Raw genomic sequence first — 15428 nt, 5'->3', positions numbered from 1 at the left:
ACTAGCTGAGAACAGGCTGGCAGCGGGGGTGTCGTGCTCTCAGCGTAACCGGCGTCACCTGCCCCAGTCGGGTGCCGCTGATCACCTCGGCTGGCGCGAACCCGCACTTATGCGTGAGACTGTGAGTTGCGTGGAGGGGAGTACTCCCTCGCGGCGGTGTCGTCAGCACGGAGCCTGGCGTGGGGTTCCCGGTGCCGCCGGTCGGTTCGGTGAATCGGCGGAGGAGACCTCCGGTCATTGGCGTGCGCGCGATGCACCGGAGGTTTATTCAATGTCAGTACCCGTGTGGCTGTGGTTCGCCACGATCGCCGGCCTGTTGGTCCTGTTGGCCATCGACCTCTTCATCGTCGACCGCAAACCACACGAGGTCACCATCGGCGAAGCCGCCCGGTGGGTCACCTTCTACGTGGCCATGGCGGTCCTGTTCGGCCTCGGCATCTGGTACTGGTCGGGTGGCACCTACGCGGGTGAGTTCTTCGCGGGGTACATCACCGAGTACTCGCTGAGCGTCGACAACCTCTTCATCTTCCTGATCATCATGACCACCTTCAAGGTGCCCGCCATCCACCAGCACAAGGTGCTGCTGATCGGCATCCTGATGGCGCTGGTCATGCGCGGCATCTTCATCGCCGTCGGCGCGGCGGTCATCGCCCAGTTCAGCTGGGTCTTCTACCTCTTCGGGGCGTTCCTCATCTACACCGGCTACAAGCTGGCGCGGACCAACCACAACGAAGAGGAAGAGGAGGGCTACAAGGAGAACGCCGCGCTGCGGTTCGTGCGCAGGGTGTTCCCGGTGGCCGACCGCTACCACGACGCGAAGTCGTTCGTGAAGATCGACGGCAAGCGGTTCGTCACCCCGATGTTCATCGTCATGGTCGCCATCGGCACCACGGACCTGCTGTTCGCGCTGGACTCCATCCCGGCGATCTTCGGCCTGACCAAGGAGCCGTTCCTGGTCTTCACCGCCAACGCGTTCGCGCTGATGGGCCTGCGTCAGCTGTACTTCCTGCTCGGCGGCCTGCTGAGCAAGCTGGTGTACCTGTCGATCGGCCTGTCGGTGATCCTGGGCTTCATCGGCGTGAAGCTGATCCTGGAGGCGCTGCACACCAACTCGCTGTCGTTCCTCAACGGCGGCGAGCCGCTGAACGTGCCGACCATCGGGATCGAGCTGTCGCTGTCGGTGATCGTGGGTGTGCTGGCCATCACCACCGTCGCCAGCCTGGTCAAGACGCGGCGCGACCCGGTGGCGGACAAGCCGGTCGAAGCCGGCGACCATCTGTGAGCGTCAAATTCTCGTGAGTCTTGCTAATGATCAGTCGGGTAACGTGCTCAAGCGTGCGCCCCGATGAGTTGCAGTCGCTGACCCAGCCCGGCTCCGTGTCGGTGCGCGGGGACCTCGTCCTGGCGAGCGTCGCCACGCCGGACGTCGCCGCGAACGCCTACCGGGGCGGGCTGCACCGCGTCGCCCTGGACGGCGGTGGCGCGACGCGTTGGACGTGGGCGGAACGCGACCTGGCCCCCCGGATCTCACCGGACGGGCGCTGGGTCGCGTTCCTGCGCGTCACCGAGCGCGGCAAGCCGCCGCAGCTGTACGTGATGCCCGCCGACGGCGGTGAGGCACGACAGCTCACCGCCCTCAAGCTCGGCGCGAGCGTGCCGGTGTGGGCGCCGGACTCGCGGCGGATCGCGTTCAGCTCCCGGGTGCCCGAGAGCGGCCGGTACGGCTCGCCGGTGGCCGAGGGCGAGGAGGCCCCGACGCCGGACGCCGAGGCGCCGCGCCACATCACCCGGCTGGATTACCGGATGGACGACATCGGCTTCACCTCCGACCGGCACGCCCGGCTGTTCACCGTGGACGCGCTGGACCCCGACGCGGAGCCGGTGGAGCTGACCGACGGCACGTTCTCCGCGATCCAACCGGCCTGGACCCCGGACGGCGAGCGGCTGCTGTTCCTGGCCGAACGCGACCTCGGTGCGGTCGAGGCGTTCAACAACGACGTGTACTCCGTGCCCACGTCCGGTGGCGCGCCCGAGCTGGTCGTGCAGACCGCGGGCTGGGCCGAGCACCCGGTCGCGCTGCCCGACGGCGGCGTGCTGTTCTACTCGCCGGAGACCTCGCCCGGCACCGCCAGCGTGGCGCGCAACATGGGCCTGTGGCGGTTCGACGGCGAGCGCGTCACCCGGCTCACCGACACCGAGACGGTGGACTGCGAGAAGGCCGCCGGCCCGCCCGTGGTGACCGACGCGGGCGTGCTCGTGGCGGTCCGCAACCGGGGCGCGGTCGAGCTGCGCCGCGTGCCGCTCGACGCCGACAACGCCGTGCTGTCCGACCTGGAGCTGCTGGCGGGCGAGCGGGCCGAGGTGAAGTCGTTCGCCGCCGACGGCGACCGGATCGTGGCCGTGGTCTCCACCGCGGACAACACCGGCGAGGTCGTGCTGGTGGGCGGCGGCACGGTGACCGACTTCGGCTCGAAGGTGCCGCTGCGGCCCACCCTGGAGCTGACCGGCACGGCCCCGGACGGCTACCCGGTGCACGGCTGGGTCGTGCTGCCGGAGGGCGAGGGGCCGCACCCGGTGCTGCTGGCCGTGCACGGCGGACCGTTCATGTACCACGGCTGGGGCTTCTTCGACGAGGCCCAGGTGTACGCGGCGGCCGGGTACGCGGTCGTGCTGCCCAACCCGCGCGGGTCGGCCGGGTACGGCCAGGCGCACGGCCAGGCCGTGATCGGCGCCTTCGGCACGGTCGACGTGGACGACATCCTCACCGTGCTGGACGTCGCGCTGGAGCGCCCGGACCTCGACGCGGAGCGCGTCGGCGTGATGGGCGGCTCGTACGGCGGGTTCATGACCAGCTGGCTGGCCGCGCACCACGGCGAGCGGTTCCGCGCCGCGTGGAGCGAGCGCGCGGTCAACGCGTGGGACTCGTTCTCCGGGTCGTCGGACATCGGCTGGTTCTTCACCGACGCCTACTGCGGGCCGAGCCTGGAGACGCAGCGCGCCATGAGCCCGCTGACCTACGCCGAGAAGATCTCCATGCCGTTCATGGTCGTGCACTCCGAACACGACTGGCGCTGCCCGCTCGAACAGGCGCAGCGGATGTTCGTCGCGCTGCGCCGCAACGGCGTCGAGGCGGAGATGCTGGTGTTCCCCGGCGAGGGCCACGAGCTGACCCGCTCCGGCAAGCCGCGCCACCGGGTGCAGCGGTTCGAGGCCGTGCTGGCGTGGTGGGCCCGGCACTTGGGCTGAACCGGTCGGAATCCCGGATCTTCCTCGGTCGCGGGCGGCACACTGGTCGCTTCGTGGAGGAGGTCGAACGAGATGGCGATCCCATCACCCTGGCCCACCGGCACGTACCTGGAGACGGTGTCCGCCGCCGGTCGCGCGGCGCTGCTGGAGCTCGGCGTGCGGAAGGCGTTCAGGCGGGGCGAAGCGCTGGTGCGCGAGTCGGAGCGGTCCGACCACGTGATCCTGCTCCTCCAAGGGCTCGTCAAGGCGACCGTGACGCTGGACAACGGTCGGGTCGCGCTGCTCAACGTGAAGGTCGGCGGCGACCTGGTGGGCGAGATGGCCTTCCTCACCGGCAAACCGCGCTCGGCGACCGTGACCGCGTGTGTCGACACCCACACGCGGGTGATCACCGCCGCGCAGTTCACCGACTACCTGACCCGGTTCCCCGCCGCCCACTTCGACCTCGACAAGATGATCCTGCGCACGCTGGAGTGGGGCGAGCAGCGGCGCATCGATTTCAACGGCTACCCGGCGTCGGTGCGGCTGGCCCGCGTCCTGGCCTACCTCACCGATTCCTACGGCCACCAGGGCACCGACGGCATCGGGTTGAAGCTCAACCTGACCCAGGGTGAGATCGGGTCGCTCGTCGGCGTGGAGGAGGACACCGCGCGCCGGGAGTTCCGCACGCTGCGCGACCGCAAAGTCATCACCATGGGGTACCGGGCCATCACGATCGTGGATCGTGAGATGTTGCGGAAGATCGCCGAACTGTGAAACGGGAAACCCGGCGATCTCCCTGGTTCGGGACGCGGACCGGCGGGATGCTCCTCGTGTGACGCTGGAAATGGTGATGCCGCTCCACGGACTGGTCTACCGCCTGGTGGTGGCCGTGGACGTCGAGGGCTACAGCAAGCTCGACGCGCTGGACCAGTCCCTGGTCCAGTCGCGGCTGAGTGACGTGCTGGACGTGGCCGCCCGCAACGCCGGGCTGGACCGCGACCTGTGGTACCGGCAGGTGCGCGGCGACGGCGAGCTGGCCGTGCTGCCCACCGACGCCGACGCCGCGTGGGTGGTCGCCCACTTCACCGAGCAGCTCGCGGAGGCCCTGGCCCACCTGCGCGCCGCGGGCACCCCGCTGCGGATGCGCGTGGCCATGCACTGCGGCCCGCTCACCGCCGGCGCGTTCGGCCTGGTCGGCGACGCTCCGATCGTGACCTGCCGGCTGCTCGACGCCAAGGTGGTCCGCGACGCGCTGGCCGCCGCCGACAGCGACCTGGTGCTGGTGATCTCGCAACAGCTCCACGACGATGTCGTGCGCACCCGGTTCCACGACCTCGACCCGTCCCGGTTCCGGCCGACCCGTTTCCGGATGAAGAACCAGGTGTACTCCGGCTACCTCTGCCCCGGCCCGCCGAGGCGGGGATGAGGCCGGGGTGAGGCGAAGGGTTGCGCGAATAGCTAGCGGATCGCGCGGTCGTTGCGGCAGGCTTCCCCGATGCAGTGGACCGTGCGGGCCGGACGGCCCGACGACGCGCCCGAGATCGCCAGGATCAACGTCGATGCCTGGCAGCACTCGTACCGGGGGATAGTGGACGACCCGGTGTTGGACCGGATGCTGCCCGAGAGCAGGCTCCCGGCGTGGACGCGCGTGCTGCGGCTGCCCGAACCCAGTCGGGTCTTCGTCGCGGTCGAGGAGGGCACCGGCAAGATCGGCGCCTACTGCGCGGTCGACTCGGTCCGCGAGTCCAAGGACGCGCACCCCGACCTGCACACCGGAGAGCTGGTGGCGATCTACGCCGACCCGCGCTACCACGGTCGGGGCGCGGGCCACGAGGTGCACGAGGCCGGCCTGCGCCACCTGGTGGACCAGGGGTTCCGGTACGCGGTGCTGTGGGTGTTCCAGGACAACGCCAAGAGCCGGGAGTTCTACGAGGCGCACGGCTGGCGGCACGACGGGCTGGTGCACCGGTACGAGCTCGGCGACCAGGAACTGCCCGAGGTCCGCTACGGCCGGTTCCTCCCGGCGCCGCGCCGTCGCGGCAGGCAGCAGACCAACGTCTGACCGGGTCACCCGAGCAGGGTGTAGTTCAGCTCCTCGCACACCCGCGCCAGCGGCAGGTCCAGGCCGGGGTGCTCCAACGGCAGCAGCACGTCCGGCGAGGCGGGCAGCCCGCTGCCACCGGGCGGGTCCCACAGGCACACGGCCGGATCGCCGGAGTCCATCGAGGAGCGGTACCAGAGCCCGTCCAGCTCGGGGTGGGCCGCCCGGATCGCCCGCGCCCACGCCTGCGTCACGGCCTTGGGCCCGGTGCTGATCTCCTGTGAAGCGCCCACCCTGGTCGGCCACAGCCCGGTCAGGTCGAGCAGCCGCAGCGTCCGCCGGGGTCGCAGCACCACCAGGAACGGGCTGCGGGTCTGCCGGTCCACCACCGACGTCGCCTGGAACACCTCGGCCACCGACGTCCGCACGGACATGCCGAAGTACAGCACCCCCTGGTCGTGGGCGTGCGTGGGCGACCCGTCAGGGCCGGACGGCTGGGTGTCGAACCGCGCGTGCGGCAGCGGTCCGGTGTAGCGGAAGCTGTTCCACCGCTGCGGGTGCAGGCCCTTCGCGGCGAAGATGCGCACCAACCGGGTCGCGCGGTGCACCGCCACGACGTCCTCGGTGCGGCGCAGGTTCGCCTGGAGCACAGCGGGAGCGGGCGGCTGGGGAAGCCGTGACATTCGCGTCCAAGGTTGTCGGCGAGCGGGATCAGGCGGGCGTGCCCAGTTGCGCGGCCAGCGCCGCCACCCGGCGCGGTTCGCCGCCGGCCAGCAGCCACTCGCGCGGCGTCGTGGGCGTTGCGTCCACCACCAGATCCTCCTGCTCGGTCGTCATGAACCCGGCCACCACCAGCGCGGGCTGGTCCGGGGGCACGGCGGACAGCACGGCCTCCAGTCCCGGCAGCACGCCGGCGCCCGCGAACTGCCAGGCGGGCAGCCGCCAGCTGCCCCGGTCCTTCCAGCCGACCAGGCGTCCGACACCGAGCCGGTGCCGGACGCGGCTGGTGTCCACACCCAGCTGCCGTGCGGCCTCGGCGACGGTCAGCGCCGAATCGCGCAGCACGGCGTGCGCCACCACGGTCCGCGCCCGGCCCTGGTCGTCGGTGACGCGGTGCGGGCTCAGGTCCAGGCCCACGTCGACCAGCGCGTCGCGCTGGTCCGGTGGGAAGTAGTTCGCCGGATCGGGGTGCGGTGGGGCGAGCCTCTTGGCGGCGTCTGCCACCAGCGACAGGAATTCGTCGGGGGTGACCTGTAGACCTGCCTTGGCCAACACCGCCTCCAGCGCGGGACTCATGCGCACAGGGTATCCCGCGCGTGCGCCTTTGTGCGCATAGGTAACCCGATCGTCGGAAGGTGTCAACAGCGTGCGCACATATAGCGACTCTACGTAAACGAGCGAGGTCGGGCATGGTGACATGGGACTCACCTGGCGGCCGTCTACGATGCGCCGGGTGGAAGGCGGGGGTGGTCCGGTGGCGGTACCGGTGCGGGTGGACAAGCGGGTGGCGGTCGTCGCGGCGCTGTGGGCCGGGGCCGTCGTGACCGCGCTGGTCGTGGTGCTGCGCCGCTCCGGGGGTGACATCGGCCTGCTCGACCTGCGCGTGTACCGCACGGGCGGCGAAGCGTGGCTGGAGGGCGTCCGGCTGTACTCCGACGCCTTCCCGAAACCGCTGGACGGCCCGCCGTTCCCGTTCACCTACCCCCCGCTGGCCGCGGCGCTGTTCAGCCTGCTGGCGCTCGTGCCGTGGTCGGCCGCCGTGCTGATCTGGACGGGCGTGGGCCTCGCGCTGCTCACCGGCGTCTGCCTGGTCACCGCCGAGCACGCCTACGGCCGCACCCGGCGTGCCGTGCTCGTCGGCCTCGGTGTCGCCCTCGGGTCGCTGCTGCTCGAACCCGTCACCGCGACGCTGGACTTCGGGCAGATCAACCTCGTGCTGCTCGGCCTCGTCGCGCTGGACTGCCTGCTGCCCAAGACGGTGTGGCCCCGCGGCCTGCTCATCGGCCTCGCCGCCGCCATCAAGCTCACGCCGATGGTGTTCGTGCTGTTCTTCCTGCCCCGCAAGCGGATCAAGCCGGTCGTCACGGCGGTCGCGTCGTTCGTCGGGTTCAGCCTCGTCGGCTTCGCCGTCGCGCCGACCGACAGCAAGCAGTACTGGTTCGACGCGCTGCTCGACCCCGGCCGCGTCGGCGGCCTCGACTACGTGGCCAACCAGTCGCTGCGCGGCCTGGTCAACCGCTGGGGCCTCACCGGCACCACCGAGTCCGCCGTGTGGGCGCTGCTGTGCCTGGCCACCGTCGCCCTGGTCTGGGTCGCCGTCGCCCGAGCCGGGGACGACGAGGTGGCCGCGCTGATGGCGGTCGCCGTCGGCGGCCTGCTCGTGTCGCCCGTGTCGTGGACCCACCACTGGGTGTGGGTCGTGCCCGGCATCGTCTACCTGCTGCACCGGCACTGGCAGTGGGGCGCCGCCCTCGCGTTCCTCTTCTGGCTCGCGCCCATGTGGTACGTGCCGTACGAGAACAAGCTGGAGCAGACCTGGACGTGGTGGCAGCAGATCATCGGCAACGCCTACATCTGGGCGGGTCTGGCCGCCGTCGTCGTCCTGGCGCTCAGGAACCGGCGCCCGGCTTCCGGCGTGGCTTCCGGCGTGGTGTGATCAGCCGCCCGTGATCAACGCGACGGCCCGCTCGCGGGTCGCCTCGTCCACCTCGCCGAGCTGGAAACCGCGGGCCACGATGTGCTCCACCAGGTCCGGCTCCGGCGGGAGGCCGTGCTTGCGCAGGTAGTGCGGCACCGCGCCGGCCCAGATCCAGGCGCCGTCGGTGCGGAAGTTCAGCGGGACGTCCTGGTCGCCGGGGATGAACTCGTCCACGTCCAGGTTGCGCGCGGCCAGCACGACCGGCGCGCCTTCCAGGTAGGTCAGCAGGGCCTCGGCGAGCTGGTGGTCGATGGCCTGCCGGTTGACCACCGGGCGGCCCGCCTCGTCACGGCCGTCGTACACGTGCGCGGTGCGCAGGTCGCCGTCCGGCTGGGCGTGCTGGGCGGGTTGGGCGTGTCGGCCGGGCTCGTCGGGCTCCGGTTCGGCCGGTGGCGGCGTCGGCAGCGGCGGCAGACCCAGCCGCTGGCGCAGCCACTCCGGAATCCGCTCGTCCAGGCGCGGGAACGTGCGCAGCTCGTCCTGGAAGCCGATCACCGGCGGCGCGTTGCGCCAGTGCGGCTCGTCCTCGGCGTTGAAGTCCACCGAGAACGCGGCCGGGGCCTCGATCTCGTACACCGCGCTCAGCCACGTGCCGCGGTCGGCCTGGTACATGCCGGCGCGCAGCTGCCCGAACAGCTGCACCACGTCCATCGGCGGGCGCACCGGCCACCACTGGCCGTCCGGCCCGGCGAACGCCAGGTCCACCTCGATGTGCCGCCCCGCCGCCCGGTACTCCGCCCGGACCCGCTGCCAGGCGGGCGGCAGTGCCGGGAGCATGGCGCGGCCGATCTGCTTGACGAGCTGGTTCTGCTCCTGCTCGGTCAGCGGTATGGCTGGCTGGCTCATCCGTCGAACACCCCTTTGGCTCCCCCCGACACGGTGCCGCTGATCTTAACGGCCAGGACACGCAAGCGTGGTCCGGTTGGACGCACCCCACACCGCCGCTCGCCGCCGTTCGGACCCGGCTCGAACGTGTTCAGCTCAGCTTCTCGTCCTGGATGAGGTCGCCCTCGGCGTACCACCGCTTGACGTGCAGCGGCCAGCCGTTGTCGTCGAACATCCGGTGCACGGCCAACCGGCCGTTGGGGTGCCACTGGTACCAGTCGCCGACGGCTTTGCCCATCTTGCTGATTCCCTGGACCTTCTCCCGGCCGCCGGGGTACCACTGCTCCTGCACGCCGTGCTCGACGCCCTCGTAGTAGTTCGCCAATTCCAGCAGGTCGCCGTTCGCGTCCCTGGTTTCCAGCTCACCGGTGAACAACTCGCCCTCGTGGAGGACGCGCTGGGTGTCGTCGACGTACGTGTCGTCCTGGTCGATTCGCATCGTGCGTGGGCCGGTCAGAGGCCGCGGGTGATGGCCGACTTCTTGTCCTCCAGCAGGGTACCGGCCTCGTCCCAGCGCTTCAGGTGGATCAGCTCGCCGTACTTGTTGAACAGGCTGTACTCGGCGAGTCGGCCGTTGGCGTGCCACTGGCGCCACTCGCCCACCGCCGAACCGCGGTCGCACTGGCCTTCCAGCCGCTTGGCCCCGTCCGGGTACCACTCGGCCTGGGGACCGTGCTCCACGCCTTCCTGGTAGCCGGTGATGCCCAGCGTGCGGCCTTCGTCGTCCGTGTCCACCAATTCCCCGGTGAACAGCCGGCCCTGGTGCAGGACGCGCGAGGCCGAATCCATCGTGGTTTCTTCGCTTTTGACCTGCATCGCCCTCACCGTGGTGTTACGGAATGCTTTTCGTACCGGTAGTCGTCCGGGTGGAAAGAGTATCGGCCAGTGTAACTGGGCACGCCGCGCAGGACGTTGTCGCAGTTCGCGCAACAACCCGCCGGTTCGCCCTTTCGCATGTCGCCCCCGCCGGTGCCGTCCTTCAGCCACCGGGGGTCGACGCGCATCTCGTCCAGCGCCTCGGGGCCCAACGGGACGTCCGGGTTCTCCCGCTGGCGGGCCCAGAGCAGTTCGTTGGTCGCCTTGATCTCGGCGTGCCGGAGCGGGATGTCGGTGTGCGCCTTGCCGTCGAAGATGGCGGGATTGCCGTTGTCGTACGGGTTCTCCACGAACACGCCGTCGCTCTTCTGCACGCCGTGCCGGAAGTCCGCCATGTCCTTGTAGTTGTTCAGCAGCAGCGGGTGCAGGTCCTCGACCTGGAGCGGCTGGTTCGAGCGACCGTTGATGCCCTCGGTGACCATGCCAGTCCTGAGGTCGATGGCCACCGCCGAACAGGGACCGTCCTTGCTCCGGTGCATGTGCGGCGCGATCTGGTCCACGCGTTCCCGGGCGAGGTTGTCGACGTACTGGCCGACCGGGACGCCCTCGATCTCCTCGATGAGTCCGTCATCGCTGCGTTTCGTGACGCGCGGGTCGTCCGGCGGGAACACGTCGAGCACCGCGCCGCGTCGCGGGTTCGGTGGCGGACCCGTGGGGTTGGCGGGTGGCGTGACACCCGGATCCGCCGTGTGCACCTGCGACAGGTCGAGCGGCTCGTCAACCGGTCCGACCGCGGTGGGCGGTACGTGACGCTCCTCGGTGTCGTCCCCGCCCGTCGTGTCGTCCGGGTCGTCCTTGCCGCGGTCCTGGGCGTCGGTGGGGTCGAGGTCGGACTTGTCGGTGTCGTGGGTGCCGGGGACGAAGCCGTCTTCGCTCGCCTTGGTCTTGGTGCCGTCGGGGCGGTGGGTTTCCCATTCGCCGTTGGGCGGGATCTTGGGTTGGCGGTTGCCGTCGGGGCCGATGGTGGCGTCGCTGGTGTAGACGCGGCCGTTGCTGTCGGTCCAGGCGGGTTTGGTGGGGGCCAGGACGTCGGCGCCGGTGTGGGTGGAGAGGCGGTTGGCGAAGTTGTTGGTGCCGGCGTCGCAGCCGATGAGGCGGATGGGGGTTTTGCCGTCCCAGCCGTTGCGTCGGAGGAGGTCGCCGTACTGCTCGGGGCTGTAGGTGTGGTTGCCGATGCGGGCGCGTCCGTCGGGGGTGATGTGGACGTCGGCGGTGAAGTAGCGGGGGTCGGGCGGGACGCGGTGCGGTAGGTCGCCCATGTCGGGGTCGCCGCGGTGGTGGGAGACGCCGGCGGGGGTGGTTTCGCCGTGGCGGGCGTGGGCCTCGTCGATGTCCGGCCGGTCCGCGTCGGGGCGGTCGGTGCTCGGCTGGTCGGTGTCGGGGCGGTCGGTGTCGGGGTCGCGGTGCGATCCGTCGGGACCGCCGTCCGGGTCGCGGTGGGGCGTGCCGTCGGGGCCGGTGTCCCGGCGGTGCTGTGGGCCGCTGTCGGGGTCGCGTCGGGGACCGGGGACGCCGTCCGGGTCGCGTCGCGGGCTGGGGGCGCTGTCGGGGTCGCGACGGTGCTGTGGGCCGGCGTCGGGGTCGCGCCGAGGTGCGGGCGTGCCGTCCGGGGCGCGACGGGGACCTGGCGTGCTGTCCGGGTCGCGCCGTGGGCTCGGCGGGCCGTCGGGATCGCGGCGGGGACCGGGGGTTCCGTCGGGATCGCGGCGCGGGGCGGGTGCGGTGTCGGGGGCGCGGTGGGCGCCGGCGTCCGGGTCGCGGCGGGGCGGCGGTGGGCCGTCCGGGCTGCGGTGCGGTGGCGGGGCGTCCTGGTGCGGCCTGGCCTGGTTGTGCGGGGTGTTGGGGTTGGGGCGGTCGGGGGAGGTGGGGTGGCCGCTGGGGCCGTCGCCGCCTCGGGGGCGGGGGTTGTCCGGGTGGGTGCTCGGGAACGGACCGCCCTGCGGGCCGCCGCGTTGCTGTGGCGGGCCCGCGTTAGACGGGCCGGTACCGCCCGGACCCGTGTGCGACGGGCCGGTGTTGCCTGGGCTGGTGTGCGAAGGCCCGGGGTAGGTGGGACCTGCCTGGTTGGGGCCGTAGCCGCGGGGACCGGTTGGTGTGGATCCGTTGCCGGGGCCGGAGTGTGAAGGGCTGGTGCCACCGGGGCCGGTGTTCGTAGGGCCGTTGCCGCCCGGTCCGGTGTGGGTTGGGCCGGGGCGTGCGGGACCGGTGTTGCCGGGGCCGGGGTTTGCTGGAGTGCCGCTGTTGGGGCTTGTGTGGGAAGGACCTGTGCCGCCTGGGCCCGTGTGGGTCGGTCCGGTGCCGGTGGGGCCGAAGGTGGACGGGCCGTTCTGTGGCGGGCCTGCGTGGGACGGCCCGGCGTGCGGTGGGCCGGCGTTTGTGGGGCCTGCGTGGGAAGGGCCGGTGCTCGACGGTCCGGTGCTGGACGGGCCGAAGGAGGATGGCCTGGGGCTTTCGGGGCCGCGGGTGTTCGGGAGGCCTGAGCCGAGGTCGCCTCGGGTGCCGGGGGTTCCGGTCCAGCCGCCACCGCCACCAGGCCTGCCGCCGCCTGCCGGCGCGCCACCGCCGGCGCCGGGCGCACCGCCACCGCCGGCGGGGGTGCCGCCGACGGGCTGGTTGGTCTGTGGGGTACCGGGGTCGCGGGTCGGGGCGGGGGCGTTGGGCTGGTCTGTGCGGGGTGGGGCATCCGGGGTCGCGGCGGTCGCGGCCGCGGTTTGGTCCACTCGGGACGGGCCGGGCGCGGTCGGTGCGCCGCCACCTGTGCCGCTGCCACCGCCACCAGGGCCGCCGCCGCTGCTGCCGCCACCAGGGCCGCCTGGAGCGCCGCCACCCGGATTGCTGGTGCCGCCACCGCCACCGCCGCCGGGACCGCTGCCACCAGGGCCGTCCGGAGCGCCGCCGCCGGGGTTGCTGCTTCCTGGACCGCCGCTGCCTGGACCGCCGCTGCCACTGGGACTGCTGCCGCCTGGGCCGGTGGTGCCGGTGTTGGTGTTGGGGGCTGGTTGGCCCATGGGGCCGCCGCGGTGTTCGCCCGGAGGGGTGTTGCGGCTGGGAGTCGGGGGGCCGTTCGGGCCGGGTGGGTTGACGCCTCGGGGTGGGGCGTCGGTGTCCGGGCTGCTCGGGTCGCGTCCGGGGCGGGGCGTTGACGCGGGCATGTCGCCTGGATCGCCCCGGCCCGGCCTCGGCGTCGACGTGTCCGCTGGTGCGCCTGTGCTGGAAGTCGAGGTGGTGTCGCTGCCGGGGCGGGTCGACGACGGTGAGTCCGAAGAGGATGAAGAGGACGAAGAGGACGAAGAGGACGAAGAGGACGAAGAAGGGGAAGAGGAGTTGCCGCCCGGGGTGGAGCCTGAAGGGGTGTCGATGTCGGCGTTCCCGGTCTGCAGGAAGCCGCCCCGCTTGATGTTCTTCGGGTCCAGCACGTCCAGACCCGTTGCCTTGCCGGCGAGCTTGCCGACCACCTTCATGATCTTCTCGAAGACCTCCACCAGACGCTTCAGCATCGGCGAGACCCGCTTGATGGTGTTGAGCAGGTCCTGGATGATCTTCGCGATCTTCGCGGCCCACTTCGAGATCGCGGTCACCGCCTGCGCCACGATCACCGGCGTGCCGAAGCCGAGGGTGAACACCGCCTCCAGCACCCAGGCGATGAGCTTGCCCACCAGGTCCGCGATCAGATCGCGCACCATCTCGCGGACGAACCCGACGACCATCCCCATCAGACCCACGACCGTGCCGACGGTCCCGGCCGCCGAGGCCGCACCGGTCAACGCGTCGCCGTGCACCTTCGAATTGCTCTGGTAGGCCTCGGCGGCGGAACCGGTCCAGCCCTCGGTGCCGGACTTCACCGACGCGTTGTAGTCCTCGGCGATCTTCCCGAGTTCGGTGGCGACGTTGTTCCACGTCGTGGAGTACGACTCGATGACGGGCGGGTTGCCGGCCAGCCAGTCCAGCATGTCCTTCAACGGCTGCATGTGTTCCATCAGGAACGACGCCGCCGACGACAACAGGGTGCCGAACGGGTCGATGGCCATCGCGGCGGCGTCCGCGGCGAGACCGACCATCCCCAGGCCGGCCTCGACCCAGTTACCGTCCTTGATCCCGTTGAACGTGTCCATCGCCGACTCGGCAATGGAAATCCCCGTCGCCCAACCGTTGTCACCGGTACCGGCGTTGAAGAACGAACCGGACTCCGCCGGCGGCGCGGCCACCAGAGGGTTTTCCCCCGCCATCACTCACCGGCCTTGAAGCTGTCCCGGATGGCCTCTTCCATCTCCCGGTACTGGTCCACGGTGTCCTTCACTGCCTTGCCGGCAGCGTCCATCGCCTCCACCGCGCCCTGGAGCGCTTCCAGCCCGAACTGTTCGACCGGGTCGAGCATCATCCGGAACGGCTGGCAGATGATGCCGTACGCGTCGGTCGGCATGCTCACGGTCTTCGCCGCGTCCACCGCGCCCTGCAAGCGCGCGCTCAAGTCGCCCAACTGCTTGTTGTGGGCGTCGAGCGTCTCGGCGACGATCTCGAAACCGGCCATGCGATCCCCCTGGAAAGCTGGTTAGGAAAGGAAGGACTGTCCGCCGAAGTCGTCGTCCTCGTCCGGCCTGCGCGCTGGTCTGCGGGACGGCGGAGGGGCGGACGGCGGAGCCGGACGCGAAGCGGGAGGCGGGGGAGGAGGCGAGTCGTCTTCGATGCCGAAACGCATCTCCCGGGCGACCGGCGGCGGTGCCTCTTCGTGCGGCGGGGTGGGGAAGTTGCGCTTCGCCTGGTCGAACAGGACGTTGGCCGTCTCGTCCTGGGTGCCGATGGTCTCCGCCATGGCCTGCTGGAGCAGTTCCGGGATGCGCGACTGCGCGCGCTGCAACGTCCGCATCACCTCGGCCGACACCTCGGCCATCCGCTTGTCCCGTGCGGACTCGGCGATCTCCAGGTGGGTGAGGATGCCGTTGGAACCGATGGTGAGCCGCACCGAGCCGTCCCGTGACGCCTCGGAGATGGTCATCCCCTGCACGCGGGTGGCCATCTCCTGGTAGCGCTCGGCCTTCTGCTCGATGCTCTGCTGCCACTGGCCGAGCATCCGCTCGGACGCGCCGATGTCCTCGGGCACGGCGGCTTCCCCCTCGATCACGGCGGTGACGCCGGTTGTGTGTTCCTTGCAAGATGACGCAGCGGCGAACGGCCCGGTTCCGTGTTGGATTGCCGCTCCTCCGGAGACGGCGGGCGAGGTCGCCTGGAAGTCGATCGCTCGCGCCTGATTTTCCGACGATCGAAGAGCGTGATCGCCGGAAAATCAGTCGCGAACGATCGACGCGACCTCGCGGGGCCGGGTCAGCTCTAGTTGATGCCGAGTAGGTCGACTACGAAGATCAGGGTCTCGCCGGGCTTGATCACGCCGCCCGCGCCGCGGTCGCCGTAACCCAGGTGGGACGGGATGACCAGCTTCCGCCGGCCGCCGACCTTCATGCCCGCGACACCGCGGTCCCAGCCGGCGATGACGCGCCCGGCGCCCAACGGGAAGCTGAACGCCTCGCCGCGGTCCCAGGAGGCGTCGAACTGCTCGCCGGTCGAGTGCGACACACCGACGTAGTGCACGTGCACGAGCTGACCGGGCACCGCTTCGGGCCCCTCGCCGACGGTGATGTCCTCGATCACCAGGTCGGCGGGCGCGGCGCCCTCGTACGGCTCGACCTCGGGCTTGCTCGGGGCCAT

At 71.2% G+C, this 15428-nt stretch carries 15 protein-coding genes; 6 read left to right on the top strand and 9 right to left on the bottom strand.

Translation table 11 applies throughout. The features are described from left to right. Positions 1–271: 271 nt before the first annotated feature. The 5 genes from ALI22I_RS15595 (at position 272) to ALI22I_RS15575 (ending at position 5290) form a co-directional block, all read left to right on the top strand. Positions 272–1282 (top strand): TerC family protein, encoded by a 1011-nt coding sequence (locus tag ALI22I_RS15595; protein WP_077006208.1) that lies wholly within the window; start codon positions 272–274, stop codon positions 1280–1282. Between the two features lie 53 nt (positions 1283–1335). Next, entirely contained in the window at positions 1336–3246 is a 1911-nt protein-coding gene (locus tag ALI22I_RS15590) for a S9 family peptidase (RefSeq protein WP_077006207.1), read from the top strand. Positions 3247–3318: 72 nt separating this feature from the next. After that, positions 3319–4002, top strand: a complete 684-nt coding sequence (locus ALI22I_RS15585) for a Crp/Fnr family transcriptional regulator (RefSeq protein WP_077006206.1) — start codon at positions 3319–3321, stop codon at positions 4000–4002. 58 nt (positions 4003–4060) lie between these two features. After that, the gene (locus ALI22I_RS15580) at positions 4061–4654 is read left to right on the top strand and encodes a hypothetical protein (protein WP_238598379.1); all 594 of its coding nucleotides are present in this window, start codon (positions 4061–4063) and stop codon (positions 4652–4654) included. 69 nt (positions 4655–4723) lie between these two features. Beyond that, positions 4724–5290 carry a GNAT family N-acetyltransferase gene (locus ALI22I_RS15575; protein WP_077006205.1) on the top strand — a complete coding sequence of 189 codons (567 nt, stop codon included), beginning with the start codon at positions 4724–4726 and terminating at the stop codon, positions 5288–5290. Between the two features lie 5 nt (positions 5291–5295). On the opposite strand, the gene ALI22I_RS15570 is transcribed toward ALI22I_RS15575, so the two are convergent. Beyond that, positions 5296–5952, bottom strand: a complete 657-nt coding sequence (locus tag ALI22I_RS15570) for an RES family NAD+ phosphorylase (RefSeq protein WP_077006204.1) — start codon at positions 5950–5952, stop codon at positions 5296–5298. A gap of 28 nt (positions 5953–5980) precedes the next feature. Then, on the bottom strand, positions 5981–6565 hold the full coding sequence (locus tag ALI22I_RS15565) for a DNA-binding protein (RefSeq protein WP_077006203.1): 585 nt from the start codon (positions 6563–6565) through the stop codon (positions 5981–5983). Positions 6566–6722: 157 nt separating this feature from the next. On the opposite strand from ALI22I_RS15565, the gene ALI22I_RS15560 reads away from it, so the two are divergent. Further along, complete coding sequence (locus ALI22I_RS15560) at positions 6723–7925, top strand: glycosyltransferase 87 family protein (protein ID WP_179118246.1); 1203 nt, start codon at positions 6723–6725, stop codon at positions 7923–7925. Here the strand turns inward: ALI22I_RS15560 and ALI22I_RS15555 are convergent, their stop codons facing one another. The 7 genes from ALI22I_RS15555 to ALI22I_RS15525 all read right to left on the bottom strand — a co-directional run bounded on the left by ALI22I_RS15555 (position 7926) and on the right by ALI22I_RS15525 (position 15428). Then, the gene (locus ALI22I_RS15555; RefSeq protein WP_077006201.1) at positions 7926–8813 is read right to left on the bottom strand and encodes a hypothetical protein; all 888 of its coding nucleotides are present in this window, start codon (positions 8811–8813) and stop codon (positions 7926–7928) included. A gap of 130 nt (positions 8814–8943) precedes the next feature. Next, positions 8944–9291, bottom strand: a complete 348-nt coding sequence (locus ALI22I_RS15550; RefSeq protein ID WP_077006200.1) for a toxin-antitoxin system YwqK family antitoxin — start codon at positions 9289–9291, stop codon at positions 8944–8946. 14 nt (positions 9292–9305) lie between these two features. Further along, complete coding sequence (locus tag ALI22I_RS15545; protein WP_143532226.1) at positions 9306–9668, bottom strand: toxin-antitoxin system YwqK family antitoxin; 363 nt, start codon at positions 9666–9668, stop codon at positions 9306–9308. 5 nt (positions 9669–9673) lie between these two features. Further along, a complete protein-coding gene (locus ALI22I_RS15540) occupies positions 9674–13933 on the bottom strand; it encodes a WXG100 family type VII secretion target (RefSeq protein ID WP_179118245.1) in 4260 nt (1419 codons plus the stop codon). A 20-nt stretch (positions 13934–13953) separates the two neighbouring features. Further along, positions 13954–14256 (bottom strand): type VII secretion target, encoded by a 303-nt coding sequence (locus ALI22I_RS15535; protein ID WP_077006197.1) that lies wholly within the window; start codon positions 14254–14256, stop codon positions 13954–13956. Positions 14257–14277: 21 nt separating this feature from the next. Then, the gene (locus ALI22I_RS15530; protein WP_338013492.1) at positions 14278–14847 is read right to left on the bottom strand and encodes a YbaB/EbfC family nucleoid-associated protein; all 570 of its coding nucleotides are present in this window, start codon (positions 14845–14847) and stop codon (positions 14278–14280) included. Positions 14848–15053: 206 nt separating this feature from the next. After that, complete coding sequence (locus ALI22I_RS15525; RefSeq protein WP_077006196.1) at positions 15054–15428, bottom strand: FKBP-type peptidyl-prolyl cis-trans isomerase; 375 nt, start codon at positions 15426–15428, stop codon at positions 15054–15056.

This window comes from Saccharothrix sp. ALI-22-I (genome assembly GCF_001984175.1).
In the GTDB taxonomy this organism is placed as follows: Bacteria; Actinomycetota; Actinomycetes; order Mycobacteriales; family Pseudonocardiaceae; genus Actinosynnema.
The sequence above is the reverse complement of the archived record's forward strand: the minus strand, read 5'-3'. Positions and strand labels throughout refer to the sequence as shown.

Excerpts from the sequence above, each read along its gene's own strand:
- ALI22I_RS15595 (WP_077006208.1), top strand. The coding sequence starts at position 272 with ATGTCAGTACCCGTGTGGCTGTGGTTCGCCACGATCGCCGGCCTGTTG.
- ALI22I_RS15585 (WP_077006206.1), top strand. The coding sequence starts at position 3,319 with ATGGCGATCCCATCACCCTGGCCCACCGGCACGTACCTGGAGACGGTG.
- ALI22I_RS15575 (WP_077006205.1), top strand. The coding sequence starts at position 4,724 with ATGCAGTGGACCGTGCGGGCCGGACGGCCCGACGACGCGCCCGAGATC.
- ALI22I_RS15570 (WP_077006204.1), bottom strand. The coding sequence starts at position 5,952 with ATGTCACGGCTTCCCCAGCCGCCCGCTCCCGCTGTGCTCCAGGCGAAC.
- ALI22I_RS15565 (WP_077006203.1), bottom strand. The coding sequence starts at position 6,565 with ATGAGTCCCGCGCTGGAGGCGGTGTTGGCCAAGGCAGGTCTACAGGTC.
- ALI22I_RS15555 (WP_077006201.1), bottom strand. The coding sequence starts at position 8,813 with ATGAGCCAGCCAGCCATACCGCTGACCGAGCAGGAGCAGAACCAGCTC.
- ALI22I_RS15550 (WP_077006200.1), bottom strand. The coding sequence starts at position 9,291 with ATGCGAATCGACCAGGACGACACGTACGTCGACGACACCCAGCGCGTC.
- ALI22I_RS15545 (WP_143532226.1), bottom strand. The coding sequence starts at position 9,668 with ATGCAGGTCAAAAGCGAAGAAACCACGATGGATTCGGCCTCGCGCGTC.
- ALI22I_RS15535 (WP_077006197.1), bottom strand. The coding sequence starts at position 14,256 with ATGGCCGGTTTCGAGATCGTCGCCGAGACGCTCGACGCCCACAACAAG.
- ALI22I_RS15525 (WP_077006196.1), bottom strand. The coding sequence starts at position 15,428 with ATGGCCCCGAGCAAGCCCGAGGTCGAGCCGTACGAGGGCGCCGCGCCC.